The organism is Ideonella sp. WA131b (assembly GCA_023657425.1).
GTDB lineage: Bacteria > Pseudomonadota > Gammaproteobacteria > Burkholderiales > Burkholderiaceae_C > Rubrivivax.
The window spans coordinates 41,179-59,325 of the sequence record JAGTJW010000001.1; the positions used below are offsets into that span (position 1 = coordinate 41,179).

Genomic DNA, 18,147 nt, shown 5'->3' on the forward strand with positions numbered 1-18,147 from the left:
CTCTGGTCCACGCTCAACCCAGCGTGGCCACGAGCACGGCCTTGATGGTGTGGAGCCGGTTCTCGGCCTGCGTGAACACCACGGAGGCTCCGGACTCGAACACCTCGTCCGTGACCTCAAGTTCAGACAGTCCGAACTTCGCATGCACCTGTCGGCCCACTTCGGTGTCCAGCCCATGGAGGGCGGGCAGGCAGTGCATGAACTTGGTGCGCGGTCGACCGGTGGCGCGCATCAGCGCCGCATTCACCTGGTAGGGCCGCAGCAGCTCGATGCGCTCGGCCCAGGCCGACTCGTCCTCACCCATCGACACCCAGACGTCGGTGTAGACGAAGTCGGCGCCAAGCACCGCCTGCAGCGGGTCGGTCTGCAACTGGATGCGCGCACCGGTGTGTCGCGCCAACTCGTGCATGGCTGCCACCAGGGCGGGCGGCGGCATCAGTGCAGCAGGCGCCGCGATGCGCACGTCCATGCCCATCTGGGTGCCGCCCACCAGCAGCGAGCGGCCCATGTTGAAGCGTGCGTCGCCGAGGTAGCAAAACGACAACTCGCGCAGCGGACGCTCGTCAAGCTCCTGCATGGTCATCAGGTCGGCGAGAACCTGGGTCGGGTGGGCCTCGTCGGTGAGGCCGTTCCAGACCGGCACTTGGGCGTGCCGCGCCAGCTCCTCCACCACGCCCTGCCGGAAGCCGCGGTACTCGATGCCATCGTAGTAGCGGCCAAGCACACGGGCCGTGTCCTTGAGCGATTCCTTGTGGCCGAGTTGCGAGCCGACCGCGTCAAGCACGGTGACATGACCACCCTGGTCGTGCACGGCCACCTCAAACGCACAACGTGTGCGCGTGGAGGGTTTCTCGAAGATCAGCGCGATGTTCTTGCCCTTCAGGCGCGGCCTTTCGGTACCGGCGGCCTTGCTGCGCTTGAGCTCCACCGCCAGATCCAGCAGGTAGCGGATGGCGTCGGGCGCGAAGTCCTTCAGCGCCAGCAGGTTGCGGTTGCGCAGATTGAAGCTCATCGGGGGGCTCGGGGGGGTTCAGACGGGGTCGCGCTCGATCGGACAGCTCATGCAGTGGCTGCCACCACGGCCGCGGCCGAGTTCTGAGCCGGGCACGGTGATCACCTCCACGCCGGCCTTGCGCAGCAGCGTGTGGGTGTGGGTGTTGTGCGCGTAGCCCACCACGACGCCTGGTGCGAGTGCCAGCAGGTTGTTGCCGTCGTCCCACTGCTCGCGCTCAGCAGCAGGTGCTTTGAGCCGGCGGCGAACAACTGCCAGGCGCAGTACAGCGTGGCCAGCCAGGCCGGCATGCTGCCACCGCCGGCCGGCGTGAACAGCGACCCCGCGGCCAGCAGCATCCAGGCCAGGAAGCCGCCGCCCACCGCGACGATGAGGCCCACGTCAATGAGCACCCCGCCCCAGGTGCCCACTGCGCGCTCCGGCACCCAGGCCATCGAAGGGTTGGGCAGCCCGGCCAACGTGGCCTGGTTGACGATGCCCAGCGACAGCAGCGAGACCGGCACCAGCAGCGCCGGGCAGACCAGGAAACCGATCACGGTGGCGCGGCCCACGTCCTGACGGCCCTTGGCGCGCGCCGAGTAGACACTGGCGCCCTCGATGCCCATGAAAACCCAGACGGTGACGAGAATGGTGCTCTTGACCTGTCCGAGCACGGTGCCGAGTGTCGGAGTGCCCCAGAAATCGAGCCGAAAGGTGGCGGGCTCGAAGGCCAGCGCCACGAGCACGATGAACACCAGCAGCGGCACGATCTTGGCGGCCGTGACCACGGCATTGAGCACCGCCGCGCCCTGGACGCCGCGCAGCACCATCAGGTGCACGGCCCACAGCACCAGCGAAGCTCCGACCATCGCCGCTGGCGAGTTGCCGCCGCCGAACACCGGGAAGAAGCAGCCCAGCGCGCCGAATGCGGCCACGAGGTAGCCAACGTTGCCGAACCAGGCGCTGACCCAGTAGCCCCAGGTCGCGTTGAACCCCACGTACTCGCCGCCCAGCGCGCGGGCATCAGCGTAGACGCCGTTGTCGAGCGCAGGCTGGCGCATCGAAAGCATCTGGAACACGCGCACCAGCAGGAGCATGCCGACGCCGGTGATGCCCCAGCCGATCAGGATGGACCCGGCTCCGGCGCCCGCGGCCATGTTCTGCGGCAGGCCGAAGATGCCGCTGCCGACGATTGAGCCCACCACCAGGGCCACGAGCAGGCCCAGGCCCAGGCGTGCCGGTGGAGTCGATGGTGTGGAGTCGTTCACCGGCCGCAGGCTGCGCGCCTTGGCAGGCCGGCGTCCGTGCGGCGGCGCACTCAGCGGGCTCGGGCGACGGGTCGGCCGGCGCTGGTGCCGGTGTGTGCCGCCGCACAGCGGCAGTGCCGGCACTGCGCGCAGGCTGCTGCGATGTCGCCTTCATCCACCATCCCTGATGCGCGGCCGCCCGCGGCCGCCGTCGAAGAACCCTCGCTGATGGACGGCAATCGCGTCGCACAGGCCTTGGGCACCGATCCTGCGCGCGGCCTGTCGGCGCCCGAGGCCGCGCGGCGGCTGCAGTCCGACGGGCCCAACGCGCTGCGGGCACAGCCTGTGCCGCCGCTGTGGCTGCAGGCGCTGAAGCACCTGCAGGATCCGCTGGTCTACCTGCTGGGCACCGCGGCGGTGCTGGCCCTGGGCGGCTGGTGGTTCGAGGGCCGGGGTCGTCCTGGCGTCGCCGGCTGGCCTTTGGACGCCATCGTCATCGCCATCGTGGTCCTGCTCAACGCCGGCCTGGGCTGGCTGGAGGAGGCCAAGGCCGCTCAGGCCGTGGCCGCCCTGGCGCGCTTGAGCGTAGCGACGTCGGCGGTGCTGCGCGACGGCGCCATGCTGCGCGTGCCCAGCGCCGAGCTCGTGCGTGGCGATGTGCTGGTGCTGGCCGAAGGCGATGCCGTGGCAGCCGACGCGCGACTGCTGCACGCTGCGGCGCTGTCGCTGCTCGAAGCGGCGCTCACCGGGGAGAGCGAGGCCGTGCACAAGGACGCGGGCACCCTCCAGCAGGCCGTGGCGCTGGCCGACCGTCGCAACATGGTGTTCCAGGGCACGGCGGTGGCCCAGGGGCACGGCCACGGCATCGTCACCGCCACCGGCATGGCCACCGAATTGGGTGGCATCGCCACCCTGCTGGACAACACCGCCGACGCGCCCTCGCCGCTGCAGGACGAGCTGGCTCATCTGGGCCGCGTGCTCGGCGCAGCCGCGCTGGCCATCGGGGCGGCGGTGGTGGTCGTGGTGCTGATGGGACGGTCGGCGCCGCCCAGCCTGTCCGAGCTGGTGACAGTGCTCCTTCTGGGCGTGTCGGTGGCGGTTGCGGCGGTGCCCGAGGGGCTGCCGGCGATCCTGTCGGTGGTGCTCGCCATGGGGGTGCGGCGGATGGCTCGGCACCGCGCGATCGTGCGCCAGCTGGCCGCGGTAGAGACGCTGGGCTCGGCCTCGGTGATCGCGACCGACAAGACCGGCACGCTGACGCGCGGCGAGATGACGGTGCAGCGCGTGCTCAGCGTTTCGGGCCGCGTGGATCTGAGCGGCGTCGGCTACGGGCCCGAAGGCCATGCCGTGCACGCCGGGACCGATCTGCGCCCAGGCCCGCTGTTCGACGAGCTCGAGGCCGTGCTGCACGCCGCCGCACAGGCCAGCAATGCCCAGCTGCGGCAGGCCGTCGATGGCAGCTGGGCGGTGCTCGGTGACCCCACCGAGGGTGCGCTGCAAGTGGCCGTGCGCAAGCTGCGGCCAAGCGGGGCTGCTGGCGCCGGGGCTGCGCGCCTGGGCGAGATCCCGTTCACGTCGTTGCGCAAGCGCATGGCGGTGCTGCTGGCAGGCGCGGCCGGCGCGGGGCCGGTTCTGGTGGTGAAAGGAGCACCCGAGCTGCTGCTGCCGCGCTGCACCCACGTCCGGCAGGGCCGCCTGACGAGGACGCTGGACGATACCTTGCGGGCACGCCTGCACGCCGAGATCGACGCCATGGCCGGCGATGCGCTGCGCACGCTGGCGGTGGCCCGACGCACCCTGCCGGCCGCAGCAAGGTTGCCAGCTGACGCCGACGCGGCAGAGGCACTGGAGCAGGATCTCGAGTACCTCGGCAGCGTCGGGCTGATCGATCCGCCGCGGGCCGAGGCGGCCGCCGCCATCGCCGACGCCCACCGCGCCGGCATACGCGTGGTCATGATCACCGGCGACCACCCGGCCACCGCAGCGCGCATCGCCGCCGACCTGGGCCTGGCGCCGCTCGGTGCACCGCTGCTCACAGGGCCGGCCCTGGACGCACTGGACGACGCTGCGCTGGCCGTGGCCGTGGCGCGCATCGCCGTCTACGCGAGGGTGGCGCCGCGCCACAAGCTGCGTCTGGTGCGTGCGCTGCAGAAGGACGGCCAGGTGGTGGCGATGACGGGCGATGGCGTCAACGACGCCCCGGCGCTGAAGGCGGCCGACATCGGCGTGGCCATGGGGCGAACTGGCACCGAGGTCACCAAGGCCGCAGCGCGCATGGTGCTCGCCGACGACCACTTCGCGACGCTGGTGCTGGCCGTGCGCGAGGGCCGCGGCGTGCTCGAAAACATCCGCAAGTTCCTGCGCTACCTGCTGTCTTCGAACATCGCCGAGGTCATGGCCGTGCTCGCGGGCGTGCTCGGTGCGGGCCTGCTGGGGCTGAAGTCGAACGCGGGTACGGCGGTGGCGCTGCCCTTGCTGGCCACCCAGCTCTTGTGGGTGAACCTGGTCACCGACACCGGGCCGGCCTTGGCCATGGGCGTGGACCCAGTGGCCGAAGACGTGATGGCCCGCCCCCCGCGTGCCCGGCATGAGCATCTGGTCGACGCCACCATGCTCCGCGACGTGGCCGGCACGGGGCTGGTGATGGCTGCGCTCACGCTGCTGGCACTGGACCTGTTCCTGCCCGGTGGCCTGCTCGAGCCCCCGACGGCCCTGCTCGGCCCGGAGGATCAAGGCCTGCCGCTGGCGCGCACGGCGGCCTTCACGGTGCTGGTGCTCACGCAGCTGTTCAACGCCTTCAACGCACGCTCAGCCATGGACTCGGCCTTGCGCCATCTGGGCTCCAACCCCTGGCTCTGGTGGGCCGTGGCCAGCTCGCTGTGGCTGCAAGTGGCGGTGGTGCACCTGCCCATCCTCAACCTGGCCTTCGGCACCGTGCCGCTGTCACTCGGGCAGTGGGCCACCTGCGCGGGTCTGTCCAGTGGCGTGCTGCTCTTCAGCGAAGCCAGGAAGGCATGGCGCCGTCGCTGAGAGCACGGCGGGCTCCACGAGCCCGGGCTTGCAACGCGCCGTCGCGGTGGGTGCGGGCGTGCGCTGAGGCACAGACGCCGCCAGGGGTTGGCTTTGAAGCTCGCTGTCCCGTGCCGCGCGATCGCGGCGGCCCCAGTGGAGAACAACCATGAACTCGCCCGCTCGCGCTGCATCGCAGGGGCCTCATCCCCTGTCCGTGCGTGCCCGCAATGCCGCAGACTTCGTGGTGGGCTCCTCGCCCTGCCGCAGCAGTTTCGAGGCTTTGGAGCTCGCCTACCGGCCCTCGGGCGGCCTGCTGAGCGGGCTCGCCTTCTCGCACCAACTCAAGCTGCTGGGAGCTGGCTGCGCAGGCGAGTTGTCGCGCCGCCTCGCGGCCGGAGAGATGTTCGGCTGGGCTTGGCAGGGCGAACTCTGGCTGCCCCTTTTTCAGGTCGTGTGGCCCGAGCTTGCGGTGCGCCCCAGTGCAAGCCGCGTGCTGGCCGAGTTGCGGGGCGTGTTCGACGACTGGTCTTTGGCCCAGTGGTTCGTGCAGCCGAGCGCCTGGCTACGCGGGCAACGCCCGGTGGATCAGATCGCCACAAACCCGGGAGCCGTGCTCCTGGCAGCACGCGGCGACCGAGTCATCGCCGGGCCCTGAAGGCGCCTGGACTCCGTTCGCACCGAGCCTGTGGAGGCGCCCGCGGCGGGCCTCTTCGCAAGAAGCCGCGCCCGAGCGTGGGCCTGGGCTGCTCAGAACTCGCCGCTGACCTCGACCTCCACGCGTCGGTCGCGCTGCAGGCACACGATCAGCGTCTCGCGTGCGATGGGTGCTGCGCAGTCCGAGGCCGCAGTTACCGGCTCCGAGGAGCCGCTGCCCACCGACTGGATGCGGCCGGCAACGAGTCCGGGCAGACCCGAGAGGTAAGCCTTTACGACATCGGCCCGCTGCTGCGACAACACCTGGTTGTGGCCGGTCTCGCCCATGCGGTCGGCATGACCGATGACACGGATGAGCTCGTAGCGCCTTCCAGCCAGGCGTGCGGCGAACGCGTCAAGCTCGGTGCGTGCCGCGGGGCGCAACTCACGGCTGTCGTGCGAGAAGATGGAGTCCACGGGCAACACGACGCGAGGCGGCGGCATCGCCGCGATCGGGACCACGATGTCCGGCGCCTTCGGCGCGGCAGTCACTATCGGCATCGGCGGCGCCACAGGCGGGGGTGCTGCCACGGGCGCCACCAGGACAGGCTGCGCCAGCATCGGGGTTGCGGGCAGGGCCAAGGCTTGGCGCATCGGACCCGGCGCGCGGCCGAAAGGGAACACCAGACTCACCATCGTGGTGTTGATGTGCGCACGTTGCCCGAGCGCGTCGCTCACGCGGTGGCGCCGTGATGGCATTGAAGCCGGTGCGGCCGAGGTCAAAGTAGCCGGCCTCGGCACCCAGGTAGCGGTTCCACTGCCAACCCATGAAGACGCGGTAGGCGCGGTCGCGCTCGTCGCGCTCCAGAACCGTCGCCGTGACACCAGGGCTCAGGGCGCGGGCAGCCAGACTCTCCTCGTCGAACTTGGCCCGACCCTGACCGGCGCCCAGACCGAAGTAATGGTGGCTGTCGTTCTGCGCGAGAGCAGGGGGGCATGGGCCAGGGCCCAGGGTGCGGCCAGCACGAGAGCGGCCAGCCGCAGGGGAGGTGTCGAGTGCATGGCAGTGCCTGGTTCTGTGGAGGGGTTGAGCCGTGGCCGCGGCCGGGGGCGCGGTAGGCCTGGCGGCCGTTGTAGGCGCGCCGCGTGCGAGCGTCTGTGCGCTGGCGACCGTACAGTGCCCAACGCACGATGTGGTTGCCGGGGCGGGGACACGCACGCGGACGGGCATACTTCGTCCACGGGGCCGCCAATTCATGCGAGGCCGAATCGGAGCTGCCATGACAGAACGACAGGATCCCCGGCTCAACCACCTGCTGGCGGCATTGCCGGCCACCGAATGGGCGCGCTGGGCACCTCAACTGGAGTGGGTGGAGCTGCCCCTGGGCCAAGTGCTGTACGAGTCGGGCCGCACCATGAGCCACGTCTACTTTCCCACCAACGCCATCGTCTCGCTGCTGTACGTGATGGCCGACGGCTCGTCTGCCGAGATCGCGGTGGCAGGCCGCGATGGCGTGGTGGGCATCTCCCTGTTCATGGGTGGCGGCTCCACACCCAGCCGCGCCGTGGTGCAAAGCGCGGGCGAAGGGTGGCGGCTGCGCGGCCCCGTGATGCTGGACGAGTTCAGCAACAACCACTCGGTGATGCACCTGATGCTCCGCTACACCCAGGCCCTGATCACCCAGATGGCGCAAACCGCCGTTTGCAATCGCCACCACCTGCTCGATCAGCAACTGTGCCGCTGGCTGCTGCTGAGCATGGACCGCCTGGTCGGCGACGAGCTCGTGATGACGCAGGAGTTGATCGCCAACATGCTGGGCGTTCGGCGCGAGGGCGTCACCGAAGCGGCGTTGAAGCTGCAACGCGACGGCCTCATCCGCTACGCCCGCGGCCACATCACCGTGCTCGACCGTCCTGGACTCGAGGCCCGCACCTGCGAGTGTTATGCCGTGGTCAAGAAGGAGTACGACCGCCTGTTGCCCGTGCGCATGGCAGAGTGAGCCCTCGCGGACCTCCCACGCCTTCAGGGCCCCCAGTGCCGGACCAGGCACGTCGCGCCCCCCAAGGGGGCTCGGGTGCACAGCGATTCAGAGGGAGGCCGCGCCGAACACCACCCCCGCGCCGGCCGTGATCGCCATGGCGAGCGCGCCCCACAGCACGACGCGCCAGGCACCGACGAGCGGTGCGGCACCCCCGACACGGGCCGCCAGTGCACCCAGCGCACCGAGGAAGACGAGCGATGCCGCGCTCACCCAGGCGATGAGGGTGGGTGCGGGCGCCAGGGCGGTCACGGCCAGCGGCAGGGCCGCTCCGGCCGCGAAGCTCGCCGCCGACGCCCACGCCGCCTGGACGGGCCGCGCGGTCACCGTCTCAGAGATCCCGAGTTCGTCGCGCGCGTGCGCGCCCAGCGCATCGTGTGCCATGAGCTGCGTGGCGACTCGCTGCGCCAGGTCGGCGTCGACACCACGCGCCACGTACAGGGCGGCCAACTCACGCCGCTCGGCGGGGAAGTCGGCCGACAGCTCGGCGCGCTCGCGCGCGAGATCGGCCTGTTCCGCATCCGACTGCGAGTGCACGGACACGTACTCCCCAGCCGCCATCGACATCGCCCCGGCCATCAAGCCAGCGATACCGGTCAGCAGCAGCGCCTGCGGGGCGGTGCCCGCCGCAGCAACCCCCACCACCAGACTGGCGGTCGAGACGATGCCGTCGTTGGCTCCCAGCACGGCGGCGCGCAGCCAGCCGATGCGGTCCGTGCGGTGGCGTTCATGGTGGCGGCGCAGGGCAGGCATGCCTCCCATCATGCGCTCTCAAGACTGCGGCGTGCGGGTGAAGTTCGGGCTGTGGCGTGCAGTCGACGGTCCTGCGCCTGTGTTCGCTGCCGCCCACGCTCCTGGCGTGTGCCCTTCGTGCGCGGGGCGCCCCGCAGGTTGCGCCAGCCGGTGCATCGTGCTGCTGCTCTTGGGCCGGCTCTCAGCCCCAAGGGCTGGCGACGCCGCGGAAGCGCCCGCTGTGTCGGCTGGCCCCCTCGGCCATTCGACTGCCTTGAACGCCGACGACGGCGGTTGCGCACGAGGGCAGCCCGCCGCCTGACGAACAATCCGCGGCACCCCCACACCCAAGGAGCCGCTTCATGGCCAAGGTCCTCGTCCTCTACTACAGCAGCTACGGTCACATCGAGACCATGTCCCGGGCCGTCGCGGAAGGCGCCGCGTCCACGGGCGCTGAGGTCACCATCAAGCGCGTGCCCGAGCTCGTGCCGGCCGACGTCGCCAAGGCCTCCGGCTTCAAGCTTGAGCAGGCCGCACCGGTGGCCACGGTCGACGAGCTGCCGGCCTACGACGCGATCATCCTGGGCGTGCCCACGCGCTTCGGCAACATGCCGGCGCAGATGAAGAACTTCCTCGACCAGACCGGAGGCCTGTGGTTCCAGGGCAAGCTCATCGGCAAGGTGGGCTCGGTGTTCACGAGCACGGCCACGCAGCATGGAGGCCAGGAGAGCACCATCCTGTCTACGCACACGGTGTTGCTGCACCACGGCATGGTCATCGTCGGCCTGCCCTACGCCTTCCAGGGCCAGATGGGCGTGTCCGAGGTGACGGGCGGCAGCCCCTACGGCGCCAGCACGATCGCCGACGGCAACGGCTCGCGCCAGCCCTCGGCCAACGAGCTGGCCGGTGCGCGCTTTCAGGGCGCGCACGTGGCGAAGATCGCCGCCCGGCTGGCGGGCTGAAGGCCGGTGACGGCAGCGTGACGAAGGCCCGCACATCGGGTGCGGCCGACGACGGGCGCGGCGCGGGTGCCGGTGCTAAGCTCATCCGACCTGATCGCAGCACACATCGAAACGGAGACGGACCATGCCCGGACTGAACGCGCACATCGACCCCGACGGGCTGCTGGAGTACTCGGTCGTCTACACCGACCGCGCGCTCAACCACATGTCGCAGCGCTTCCAGGGCGTGATGTGCGACATCTCCGGCGTGCTTAAGGAGGTCTACCACGCGCGCAGCGCCGTGGTGGTGCCCGGCAGCGGCACCTATGGCATGGAGGCCGTGGCCAGGCAGTTCGCGGGTGGGCGGCATGTCATGGTCATTCGCAACGGCTGGTTCAGCTACCGCTGGACGCAAATCCTCGACATGGGCGGCATTGCCACCAGCCACAGCGTACTGAACGCCCGCCCCCTGGGCCCGGGCCGGCAGATGCCGTGGGTGCCGGCTCCGCTGCAGGTGGTGCGCGAGGCCGTCGCCGCCGAGAGGCCCGCGGTGGTGTTTGCGCCCCACGTCGAAACCTCCGCCGGCATGCTGCTGCCCGACGACTACCTGCGTGGCGTGGCCGACGCCGTGCACGCGGCGGGCGGCTTGTTCGTGCTGGACTGCATCGCCAGCGGCGCGCTGTGGGTGGACATGCAGGCCACCGGCGTGGACGTGCTGATCAGCGCACCGCAGAAGGGCTGGAGCGGCTCGCCCTGCTGCGCCTTCGTGATGCTGTCGGAACGTGCGCGCGCGGCCATCGACGGCACCACCAGCACCAGCTTCTCAGCCGATCTCAAGAAGTGGCTGCAGATCATGGAAACCTACGAGGCCGGCGGCCACGCCTACCACACCACCCTGCCCACGGACGCACTGGCCGCGACGCGCGACGTGATGCTGGAGTCGCGCGCATACGGTTTCGAGCGGCTGCGAACCGCGCAGTGGGCGCTGGGCACGCGCGTGCGTGCGCTCCTGGCGCAGCATGGCCTGCGCAGTGTGGCCGCCGAGGGCTTCCAGGCCCCGGGTGTGGTGGTGAGCTACACCGACGACGCCGGCCTGCACACCGGCAAGGCCTTCGCGGCCGTGGGCGTGCAGAGCGCCGCAGGCGTGCCGCTGCAGTGCGACGAAGGCGCCGACTTCAAGACCTTCCGCCTCGGCCTGTTCGGCCTGGACAAGCTGCACGACGCCGCCGCTGCCACGGCACGGCTGGAGCGCGCGCTGCAGCAAGTGCTGGGCGAGGCGCGCGCAGCGGCTTGAGCGGCCCCCCAGGCTCGCGGCGATCCACGGCGCCGCACTGGAACCTGCCACTCATCAACAGCGGTGTTGAAGCGCGGCGAGGCGGTTGATCGGTAACCCTAAGAACCGCCGTTGACCCTGCGCCGTCGCTGTTTTCTTTGGCGCTGGCGCGGGTTTGAGGCTGTTTGGCAAACCCACCCGATGGGTGAGGCCAACGAACCGAAGAAGTCCGCGTTGGCACAAGCCAGCGATGACGCGATGGTGGTCGACACGATGGGCGGCCGTGTGCATGTGCGCGGGGACGAGACTGCCCAAGCCACACCCCACGGACAGATCGTGTTCTTCGCCGAATGCCTGGCCACCGCGGGTGTTTTCGACCGCTGGGTGCAGACCTGCCCGCTGCACTGCAGCAGCCCCAACGCATCGCGACCACACGACGTGCTGGGCACGCTGATGCTGGGCCTCTTGGCCGGCAGCAAGCGCTATGCGCACATCGCCGGCGTCCGCAGCGACGCGGTGGCTGCCAAGGCCCTGGGTCTGCGCGGCATGGTCAGCGAAGATTCGGTGCGCCGCGGGCTGGCGGCGATGGTGCCGGCGGCCAGCGAGCCGTGGACGCGCCAGGCGCTGATGGCCAGCGTGCGCGAGGCCCTGGACCGACCGTGGATTCTGGACATGGACGCCACGATCAAGCCGCTGTATGGCCGCCAGGAGGGTGCGGAGATTGGCTAAAGCCCGCATAAGCCGGGCCGACCCAGCCACGTGCTGCACACCTTCCGGGTAGGCAACCTGCGCCCACGCTCCTAGGAGCGTGGGCGGCGCCACCCGCAGCGGCAACCAGACCACGCTGTACCTGACGCCCATGCACGCCGAAGCGGGGTTGATCAAGTCGATGATCACCAACGTTCATGCGGCCATCCAGCACGTCAGAGCTGCTGCGGAGCAGTTGCCCAAGCTCCACCGCTGGCGGGTAATGCTGGCCTGTATTTGCCAGCGCTTCGTCGGTCAGATCGGCCTGCCAACCCCGCCGCCGACGCTCCCGGCGCCCGGGTAGCAGCTGTTTTTGGGTTCACCCGCCCTCGTGGCTGAACCGGCCCGGTTGTCTCAAGCACTGCGGCGCGCAACGCCGAGAGGGCTCAGGGCCAGTCGGTCACCCAGCGTACGGAGACCAGTCCGTTGCGCGGCGGCGCCGGCTCGAAAAAACGGCCGTTGGCCTCGCCGACGATCACGCTGCCGGCCACCGCGCGGCCGGCCAGATTGTCCAGCCGGGCCAGCAGTTCCAGCCGGCCCGTGGGCAGCGGTTGCACCCAGCGCGCCTTCAGCCCGACCAGGCCATAGCCCGCCGCAAAGTCGCTGTTTGCGTCGTTCACGGCCACGCGGCCGGCACCCTTGACTTCGAGCGCCAGCTCCAGGGCCACCAGAGGCTGCCACGCCAGCTCGGCGAACAGGCTTCGTGGCTGCGTGCCGGCGATGCGGTTGCCCGCCGGCACCGGCACCGTGGGCGTGGTGCAGGGGGGCGCCGCGCACACCGCGAAGGCATCTTCGTAGCGCGCGTCGAGCAGCGTCAAGGCCAGGCTGCCGCGCAAAGTCGGTGCGAGCGGCGCCGACAGCGCCAGCTCGAGGCCGCTGCGCGTGGTGCGGCCGACGTTGCGGAAGCTGCTGCGGCCGCCGCGGTTGCTGGCCACCGCGATCTCGTCGTCGGTGCGCGCCTCGAACAGCGCAAGATCCACCGCCGCGCCGCCGCGGCCACGCCACTTGAGGCCCAGCTCGGCCTGACGGCTGCGCTGCGGCTGCAGCGCCGTGTTGAAGCCGCCCTCGCCATCGGGGCGGTAGGCCACCTCGCCCAGCGTTGGTGCCTCGAAGCCGCGGCCCAGGCTCAGGTAGGTGCGCCAAGCCTCGCTGCCGCGCCACTGCAGCGACACCACCGGGCTGCGCGCCGAGTAGGCGAGCGTGCCGGAGTCGTCGCCGTTGCCGCCGACGATGTATCGGTCTTGTGACGCGTAGCGCACGCGCGTGGCGCGCAGGCCGGCCGCCAGCGCCCACGCGGGCGCCAGCTCGGCGTCGGCCTGCACAAAGAAGTCGCGGCTGTCCAGGCGGTTGGCCTCGTCGCGGCGCAGGCGGCCGCTCACGCCCAGCAGCCGCGTCGCGGCGGCGCCGCTGAAGTTCTCGAAGCCGCGCCGGTCCTCGCGCGCAAACTCCTGCGCGGCGCCGGCCACGAGCTGCAGCTGGCGCTCGCCCTGCAGCGCCCAGCGCCAGACAAGCCGGCCGTCGATCCCGCCGTAGCGGCGGCCAAAGTCGATCACGCCCCCCGGATGGCGCTCAGTGAGCGCGGGGTTGGCGGCGTTGAACTGCGTCGCCACCGGGATGGCTTGCCACTGGGTGACGGCGCGCCGGCCCGTCCAGGCCGCCACCTGCCCCTCGGCCAGCGCGCCAGCATCGAGGCGGCGTCGCCACGACACGCCGGCCTGCGTCTGCGCCGTGTCCTTGCGCGTGTCGAAGCGGTCGGCCTGCCCGGGCGCGTCCTGCGGCAAGGCCAGCGGGTTGGTCTGCCAGGGGTCGGCGTCGAACTGGGCGCGCGTCAGGCCGAGCGGGTCTTGTGCCGGCTGGTCGAGTGCGTTGGCCACCAACACCAGACGCTCACCCGCGAGCTCGCGGGCCAGCCGGAGGTTGAGCAGCCGTCGTTGCGCCGCCGACTGCGGCCTGAAGCCCTGGATGTCCATCTCCGAGGCCGAGGCGCGCAGCGTCCAGCCCGGGCCCAGTGGCGCCAAGGGGCCCTCGATCGTGAGCCGCGCCTGCGCCAGCCCGAAGCTGCCGGCGTCGCCGTCCAGGCGCACGCGGCCTGCGGTGGGCGCCGTGCTCGTCACCGCGATGACGCCGCCGGAGCTGCTGCCCATGAGCGCCGAGAACGGGCCGCGCAACACCTCCACTCGGCTGGCACCGGCGATGTCGACGTGGGAGACCTGGCCCTGGCCGTCGGGGCCGCTGGCCGGGATGCCGTCGGCCACCAGCCGCAGGCCGCGCACACCGAAGCTGGCGCGCGCGCCGAACCCACGCGAGCCCAGCTGCAGGTCTTGTGCGTAGTTGCTGCGGTTGTTGGCCACCAGGCCGGGCACACGCGCCAGCGACTCCGACAGGTTGATCATGGGTCCGCCACTGCGAAGCTCGTCGGCGTCGACGACGCTGGCGGCATGCGGGGCGTCGAAGGCGCGCTGCTCGGCGCCGCTGGCGGTGACGATCACCCGCTCCTGCGCCGCGGCGTCTGTGGCCAGCAGCGACGCGGCCAACGCAGACGCGGCCAGGCCCGCCACGCGCCCGCAAGGCGGGCTACTGCGGCGGCTGCGCATCGATGCGGATCGCCGCGTACCAGGCCGCCAGGTGGCCGATGTCCTCGTCCGTCAGTGCGCGGGCCATGACGTTCATCACCTCGTGGCGGCGAGAGCCGCTGCGGTAGGCGCGCAGCTGCGCCGCCAGGTAGAGGGCCGGCTGCCCGGCCAGGTGAGGCGCGTCAGGCACGGTGCTCAGGCCCAAGGGGCCGTGACACACGGCGCAGGCCTGCGCGCGCTGGCGCCCGGCCTGCACGTCCTGGGCGGCGACAGGTGCGGGCAGCAGCAGGCAAACGGCCAAGACGGCCGCGAGAGGCTTCAGGAGCTGCAAGGTCGTGGCGTCCTCTTCCGAAGCCGGCAAGGTGCCCGCAAGGGGCGCCTTGCCGGCAGGTCGCTCAGGGCGCGCTGTAGGTGACGCGGTAGATGGCCCCGGCGAAGTCGTCGCTGATCAGCATCGACCCGTCCTTCATCATCGCCACGTCGACCGGGCGGCCGCGGTAGACGCCATTGCCGTCCATCCAGCCCTCAGCGAAGACCTCGGTCTTGTCGGCCGTGCCATCGGCCTTGAGCGAGACGAAGTTGATCAGCGCGCCGCTGGGCTTGGTGCGGTTCCAGGAACCATGCGACGCCACGAAGATGCCCCCGCGGTACTTCTCGGGGAACATCGAGCCGCCGTAGAAGCTCATGCCCAGCTGCGCCTGGTGGGCCGGGAACAGCACCTGCGGCGCCACCAGGCCGGCGGGCGCGGGCAAGTCCTTCAGGTCGGGCGCGGCACCGCTGCCGGCGATGGTGACGCCGCCGTTGGTCCAGGGGAAGCCGAAGTGCTGGCCGCGCTGCGTGACGCGGTTGAGCTCACCCGGCGGGATGTCGTCGCCCATGCCATCGACCTGGTTGTCGGTGAACCACAGGCTGCCGTCCTTGGGGTTGAAGTCGTGGCCCACGGAGTTGCGGATGCCGCGGGCGAAGACCTCGCGCTTGCTGCCGTCGAACGGGTTGAAGCGGATGATGCCGCCGATGCCGAGATCGTCGTACAGCTTGACCTTGTCGCGCGGCTGCACGTTGAAGGGCTGGCCCAGCGACACGTACAGCTGGTTGTCGGCCCCGACGCGGCACACGCGCGCACCGTGGTTGAAGCTCTCCTCCTCGGGGGGGATCAGCTTGCCCTGGGGCACGACCTCGATCACCGCGACGTCAGGGCCTTCATAGAAGAACTCGGCGGCGGGGAAGTTGAGCACGCGGTTGTGCTCGACGACCATCAGGAAGCCGTCGCGCGTCCAGCACACGCCATTGGGGTTGGTGAACTTCAGGCTCGGCGCGAAGCTCTTGACCTCGTCGGCCACGCCGTCGGAGTTGCGGTCGGTGACGGCCCAGACGCTGGTCTTGCGCGTGCCGACGAACAGCATGTTGGTGCTCGGCGCCACGGCCATCATGCGCGCGTCGGGCACGATGGCGTAGAGCTCGATCTTGAAACCCGGCGGCATCTTGATGTTGCGCAGGTTGTTGCGGATGGCGTCGGCGTTGCGCCCGGTCTGGGCGACCACCGGGATGTTCAGGTCGGTGGTGGCCACCTTGAACTGTTTGAGCTTGTCGAGGTTGCCCTGGGCAGCGGCGCTCAGGCTGGCGGCGGCCAGCGCGGTGGCGGTGAGCAGCGCCGGCCAGGCGCGGCGTAGCGGGTTCTTGCGGATCATCGACGTGTCTCCTCGGATGGGTTTGCTTCGGCTCGCGGCGGCCGCATGGGGAGCCACCACAGAACTGCCCAGCAATCCGCGTTCCACTCAGTGAACACCCCTATCGCGGCAAAGGGCGCGCTGGCGTCTGATCGCGGCCTGCCGTGGCGAGACTGTCTTACTTCGCGACACTGTCGCGCGGCAACGTCGAGAAGCGATGCAGAACTCCCCCCGGCCGCGGGTTCACGATGGAAACCGGCGGCCGGCCCGGGTGCCCCGAGGAGACACACGCCGTGAACACCGTCGAAGCCACGCGCGCCCTGGCGCGTGCCCGCGCGCTCAGCCACCGCGGCAGCACCTTGCCGCTGGACGGCACGCCGTCGATCCTGGTGCTCGACAGCTGGGCCCGCTGCCTGGAGCACGGGCTGGACGCCGCCGCGCCGATGCGCGTGCCGGTGGTCGAAGCGGCTGAGCTGGCGCGGCGCCGCGAGCGCTCGCGCACCGTGTTGGGCCTGGCGCAGGCCGAGCTCGAGACGCTGTCGCGGCAGATCGCCGGCAGCAACCACCTGCTGGCCTTCGCCGATGCCGACGGCGTCATCCTCGATCTGCAGGCCGACAGCCGCTTCGGCAGCAGCAGCGGCAGCGGCGACGGCAACAGCGCCGGCATCCTGGCCGGCAGCCACTGGCACGAGTCGGTGGCCGGCACCAACGGTCTGGGCACGGCCCTGGCCTGCGGGCAGGCGGTGGCGGTCACCGGGCGCGAGCACTGGTTCCTGTCGCTGGGCGCGGTGTCCTGCACGGCGGCCCCCGTGCGCGATGGCCAGGGCCACATCGTCGGCGTGCTCGATGCCAGCTCTTACGTGCTGTCCCGCCACCGCCACACCCAGGCGCTGGTGCAGATGGCGGCCAAGCAGATCGAGAACCGGCTGCTGGCGCACCAGATGCGCGGCCAGCTGCTGCTGGCCGTGCACCCGCGCGCCGAGTACCTGGGCACGCTCAGCGCCGGGCTGCTGGCCTTCGATGCCGAGGGCCGCCTCACGGCCTGCAACGCCACCGCCCGCGAGCTGCTGGCGGGCCTGCAGCCCGGGCCCGGCAGCGCTTTCGACTCGCTGTTCGCCGAGCCTTTCGAGCGTCTGCTCGGGCGGCTGCAGCGCGACGACGAGACACGGCTGCGCGACAGCCTTGGCAGCCTGCTCGTGGCGCGGCGGCTCTCGCCTGCACCCGCGCGGCGCCTGGGGGTGGGCGCCGCAGGTGCGGCCGCCGTCAGCGGCACCGCAGTCCGGGCCGACGACAGGAGCCTCGGTTTTGTGGCGGACGACGCCGCCGTACGCGACGCCTGCCGCCTGGTGGAGCGCGCCGTGGCGCTGCGCGTGCCCGTGCTGCTGCAAGGCGAGACCGGCACCGGCAAAGAGGTGCTGGCGCGCCACGCCCACCGCATGGGCCGGCGCCGGGGCGAGTTCGTGGCCGTCAACTGCGGCGGGATGCCGGCAGAACTGTTCGAGGCCGAGCTCTTCGGGCACGTGGCCGGCGCCTTCACGGGGGCGAGGCCGGGCGGCAGCCCGGGGCTGCTGGCGCGGGCCGACGGCGGCACGCTGCTGCTCGACGAGATCGCCGAGCTGCCGGCGCAGCTGCAAGCCACTTTGCTGCGCTTTCTGGACGACGGCGTCGCCCGGCCCGTGGGCGCGCTGGAGGGCCGGCGGCTCGACGTGCAGGTTCTGGCCGCCACCCACCGCGACCTCGACGAGGCCGTCCGCGCCGGCCGCTTCCGCGCCGATCTGCTGTACCGGCTGCACACCGTGCGCATCGAACTGCCGCCGTTGCGCACGCGCAGCGACTTCGACGCCGCGGCCCACGCGCTGCTGCAGGGCATCGACGGCTCGGCACGGCTGGCCGGCGACGCGCTGGCGCGGCTGCGCCAGCACGACTGGCCGGGGAACTTTCGCGAGCTGCGCTCGGTGCTGGTGCGCGCGCTGCTGCAGCGCACGCTGAGCGGCGACGACACGAGCGCCGAGCTGGGCGAGGACGACATCGTCCGGGCCCTGCCCGCCACAGCCCGCGCAGCGCCCGCCGCAGGGGCCGACGGCGGCAAACCCTCGGCGCTGCGGCGCCAGGGCGATGCGCTGGTGCGCCAGACCTGGGAGCGCTGCGGCCGCAGCATCAGCCGCACGGCTCGCGAGCTGGGCATCTCGCGCAGCACGGTGTACCGCCACCTCGGTGGAGAGCTCGGCGGCCGATAGAGTTCCGGTGGCGGAGCACGAGAGATTGAGTCTCGAACGGCCTTCGTTCCGCAGA

The 18,147-nt window shown here is 71.3% G+C and carries 15 protein-coding genes and 2 pseudogenes; 8 read left to right on the forward strand and 9 right to left on the reverse strand.

Annotated elements, in window-relative coordinates:
- Positions 1 to 13 precede the first annotated feature (13 nt).
- The 3 genes and pseudogenes from argF to KA711_00185 all read right to left on the reverse strand — a co-directional run bounded on the left by argF (position 14) and on the right by KA711_00185 (position 2,193).
- Positions 14 to 1,012, reverse strand: a complete 999-nt coding sequence (gene argF / locus KA711_00175) for an ornithine carbamoyltransferase (protein ID MCM0607406.1) — start codon at positions 1,010 to 1,012, stop codon at positions 14 to 16.
- Positions 1,013 to 1,030: 18 nt separating this feature from the next.
- Positions 1,031 to 1,237 (reverse strand): annotated as a pseudogene (locus KA711_00180) (arginine deiminase).
- A 50-nt stretch (positions 1,238 to 1,287) separates the two neighbouring features.
- Positions 1,288 to 2,193 (reverse strand): annotated as a pseudogene (locus KA711_00185) (amino acid permease).
- A gap of 207 nt (positions 2,194 to 2,400) precedes the next feature.
- Here KA711_00185 and KA711_00190 point away from each other — a divergent pair.
- Positions 2,401 to 5,268 (forward strand): cation-translocating P-type ATPase, encoded by a 2,868-nt coding sequence (locus KA711_00190; protein ID MCM0607407.1) that lies wholly within the window; start codon positions 2,401 to 2,403, stop codon positions 5,266 to 5,268.
- Positions 5,269 to 5,494: 226 nt separating this feature from the next.
- A complete protein-coding gene (locus KA711_00195; GenBank protein MCM0607408.1) occupies positions 5,495 to 5,905 on the forward strand; it encodes a DUF2384 domain-containing protein in 411 nt (136 codons plus the stop codon).
- Between the two features lie 92 nt (positions 5,906 to 5,997).
- On the opposite strand, the gene KA711_00200 is transcribed toward KA711_00195, so the two are convergent.
- Together KA711_00200 and KA711_00205 are read right to left on the reverse strand one after the other, a co-directional pair.
- On the reverse strand, positions 5,998 to 6,360 hold the full coding sequence (locus KA711_00200; GenBank protein MCM0607409.1) for an OmpA family protein: 363 nt from the start codon (positions 6,358 to 6,360) through the stop codon (positions 5,998 to 6,000).
- A complete protein-coding gene (locus tag KA711_00205) occupies positions 6,329 to 7,114 on the reverse strand; it encodes a hypothetical protein (protein ID MCM0607410.1) in 786 nt (261 codons plus the stop codon). The genes KA711_00200 and KA711_00205 overlap by 32 nt, the downstream gene beginning before the upstream one ends.
- Before the next feature lie 25 nt (positions 7,115 to 7,139).
- On the opposite strand from KA711_00205, the gene KA711_00210 reads away from it, so the two are divergent.
- Positions 7,140 to 7,883 (forward strand): Crp/Fnr family transcriptional regulator, encoded by a 744-nt coding sequence (locus tag KA711_00210; protein MCM0607411.1) that lies wholly within the window; start codon positions 7,140 to 7,142, stop codon positions 7,881 to 7,883.
- 87 nt (positions 7,884 to 7,970) lie between these two features.
- Here KA711_00210 and KA711_00215 read toward each other — a convergent pair whose 3' ends face one another.
- Positions 7,971 to 8,675, reverse strand: a complete 705-nt coding sequence (locus tag KA711_00215; protein ID MCM0607412.1) for a VIT family protein — start codon at positions 8,673 to 8,675, stop codon at positions 7,971 to 7,973.
- A 341-nt stretch (positions 8,676 to 9,016) separates the two neighbouring features.
- Here KA711_00215 and wrbA point away from each other — a divergent pair, with 341 nt between their 5' ends.
- The 4 genes from wrbA to KA711_00235 all read left to right on the forward strand — a co-directional run bounded on the left by wrbA (position 9,017) and on the right by KA711_00235 (position 11,919).
- Positions 9,017 to 9,616 (forward strand): NAD(P)H:quinone oxidoreductase, encoded by a 600-nt coding sequence (gene wrbA, locus KA711_00220; GenBank protein MCM0607413.1) that lies wholly within the window; start codon positions 9,017 to 9,019, stop codon positions 9,614 to 9,616.
- Between the two features lie 124 nt (positions 9,617 to 9,740).
- On the forward strand, positions 9,741 to 10,889 hold the full coding sequence (locus KA711_00225) for an alanine--glyoxylate aminotransferase family protein (GenBank protein MCM0607414.1): 1,149 nt from the start codon (positions 9,741 to 9,743) through the stop codon (positions 10,887 to 10,889).
- A gap of 180 nt (positions 10,890 to 11,069) precedes the next feature.
- Entirely contained in the window at positions 11,070 to 11,597 is a 528-nt protein-coding gene (locus KA711_00230) for a hypothetical protein (GenBank protein ID MCM0607415.1), read from the forward strand.
- Between the two features lie 79 nt (positions 11,598 to 11,676).
- Positions 11,677 to 11,919, forward strand: coding sequence for a hypothetical protein (locus KA711_00235; GenBank protein MCM0607416.1), 243 nt, complete (start codon positions 11,677 to 11,679; stop codon positions 11,917 to 11,919).
- Positions 11,920 to 12,001: 82 nt separating this feature from the next.
- Here KA711_00235 and KA711_00240 read toward each other — a convergent pair whose 3' ends face one another.
- From KA711_00240 to KA711_00250, 3 genes are all read right to left on the reverse strand, one after another.
- Positions 12,002 to 14,209 (reverse strand): TonB-dependent receptor, encoded by a 2,208-nt coding sequence (locus KA711_00240; protein ID MCM0607417.1) that lies wholly within the window; start codon positions 14,207 to 14,209, stop codon positions 12,002 to 12,004.
- Positions 14,190 to 14,510 carry a cytochrome c gene (locus KA711_00245; GenBank protein ID MCM0607418.1) on the reverse strand — a complete coding sequence of 107 codons (321 nt, stop codon included), beginning with the start codon at positions 14,508 to 14,510 and terminating at the stop codon, positions 14,190 to 14,192. The genes KA711_00240 and KA711_00245 overlap by 20 nt, the downstream gene beginning before the upstream one ends.
- A 73-nt stretch (positions 14,511 to 14,583) precedes the next feature.
- On the reverse strand, positions 14,584 to 15,876 hold the full coding sequence (locus KA711_00250; protein MCM0607419.1) for a PQQ-dependent sugar dehydrogenase: 1,293 nt from the start codon (positions 15,874 to 15,876) through the stop codon (positions 14,584 to 14,586).
- A 227-nt stretch (positions 15,877 to 16,103) separates the two neighbouring features.
- On the opposite strand from KA711_00250, the gene KA711_00255 reads away from it, so the two are divergent.
- Positions 16,104 to 18,092, forward strand: a complete 1,989-nt coding sequence (locus KA711_00255; GenBank protein ID MCM0607420.1) for a sigma-54-dependent Fis family transcriptional regulator — start codon at positions 16,104 to 16,106, stop codon at positions 18,090 to 18,092.
- The last annotated feature ends 55 nt before the right edge of the window (positions 18,093 to 18,147 follow it).

Excerpts from the sequence above, each read along its gene's own strand:
- argF (MCM0607406.1), bottom strand. The coding sequence starts at position 1,012 with ATGAGCTTCAATCTGCGCAACCGCAACCTGCTGGCGCTGAAGGACTTC.
- KA711_00210 (MCM0607411.1), top strand. The coding sequence starts at position 7,140 with ATGCGAGGCCGAATCGGAGCTGCCATGACAGAACGACAGGATCCCCGG.
- KA711_00225 (MCM0607414.1), top strand. The coding sequence starts at position 9,741 with ATGCCCGGACTGAACGCGCACATCGACCCCGACGGGCTGCTGGAGTAC.
- KA711_00215 (MCM0607412.1), bottom strand. The coding sequence starts at position 8,675 with ATGCCTGCCCTGCGCCGCCACCATGAACGCCACCGCACGGACCGCATC.
- KA711_00255 (MCM0607420.1), top strand. The coding sequence starts at position 16,104 with ATGGAAACCGGCGGCCGGCCCGGGTGCCCCGAGGAGACACACGCCGTG.
- KA711_00240 (MCM0607417.1), bottom strand. The coding sequence starts at position 14,209 with ATGCGCAGCCGCCGCAGTAGCCCGCCTTGCGGGCGCGTGGCGGGCCTG.
- KA711_00205 (MCM0607410.1), bottom strand. The coding sequence starts at position 7,114 with ATGCCCGTCCGCGTGCGTGTCCCCGCCCCGGCAACCACATCGTGCGTT.
- wrbA (MCM0607413.1), top strand. The coding sequence starts at position 9,017 with ATGGCCAAGGTCCTCGTCCTCTACTACAGCAGCTACGGTCACATCGAG.
- KA711_00190 (MCM0607407.1), top strand. The coding sequence starts at position 2,401 with ATGTCGCCTTCATCCACCATCCCTGATGCGCGGCCGCCCGCGGCCGCC.
- KA711_00230 (MCM0607415.1), top strand. The coding sequence starts at position 11,070 with ATGGGTGAGGCCAACGAACCGAAGAAGTCCGCGTTGGCACAAGCCAGC.
- KA711_00250 (MCM0607419.1), bottom strand. The coding sequence starts at position 15,876 with ATGATCCGCAAGAACCCGCTACGCCGCGCCTGGCCGGCGCTGCTCACC.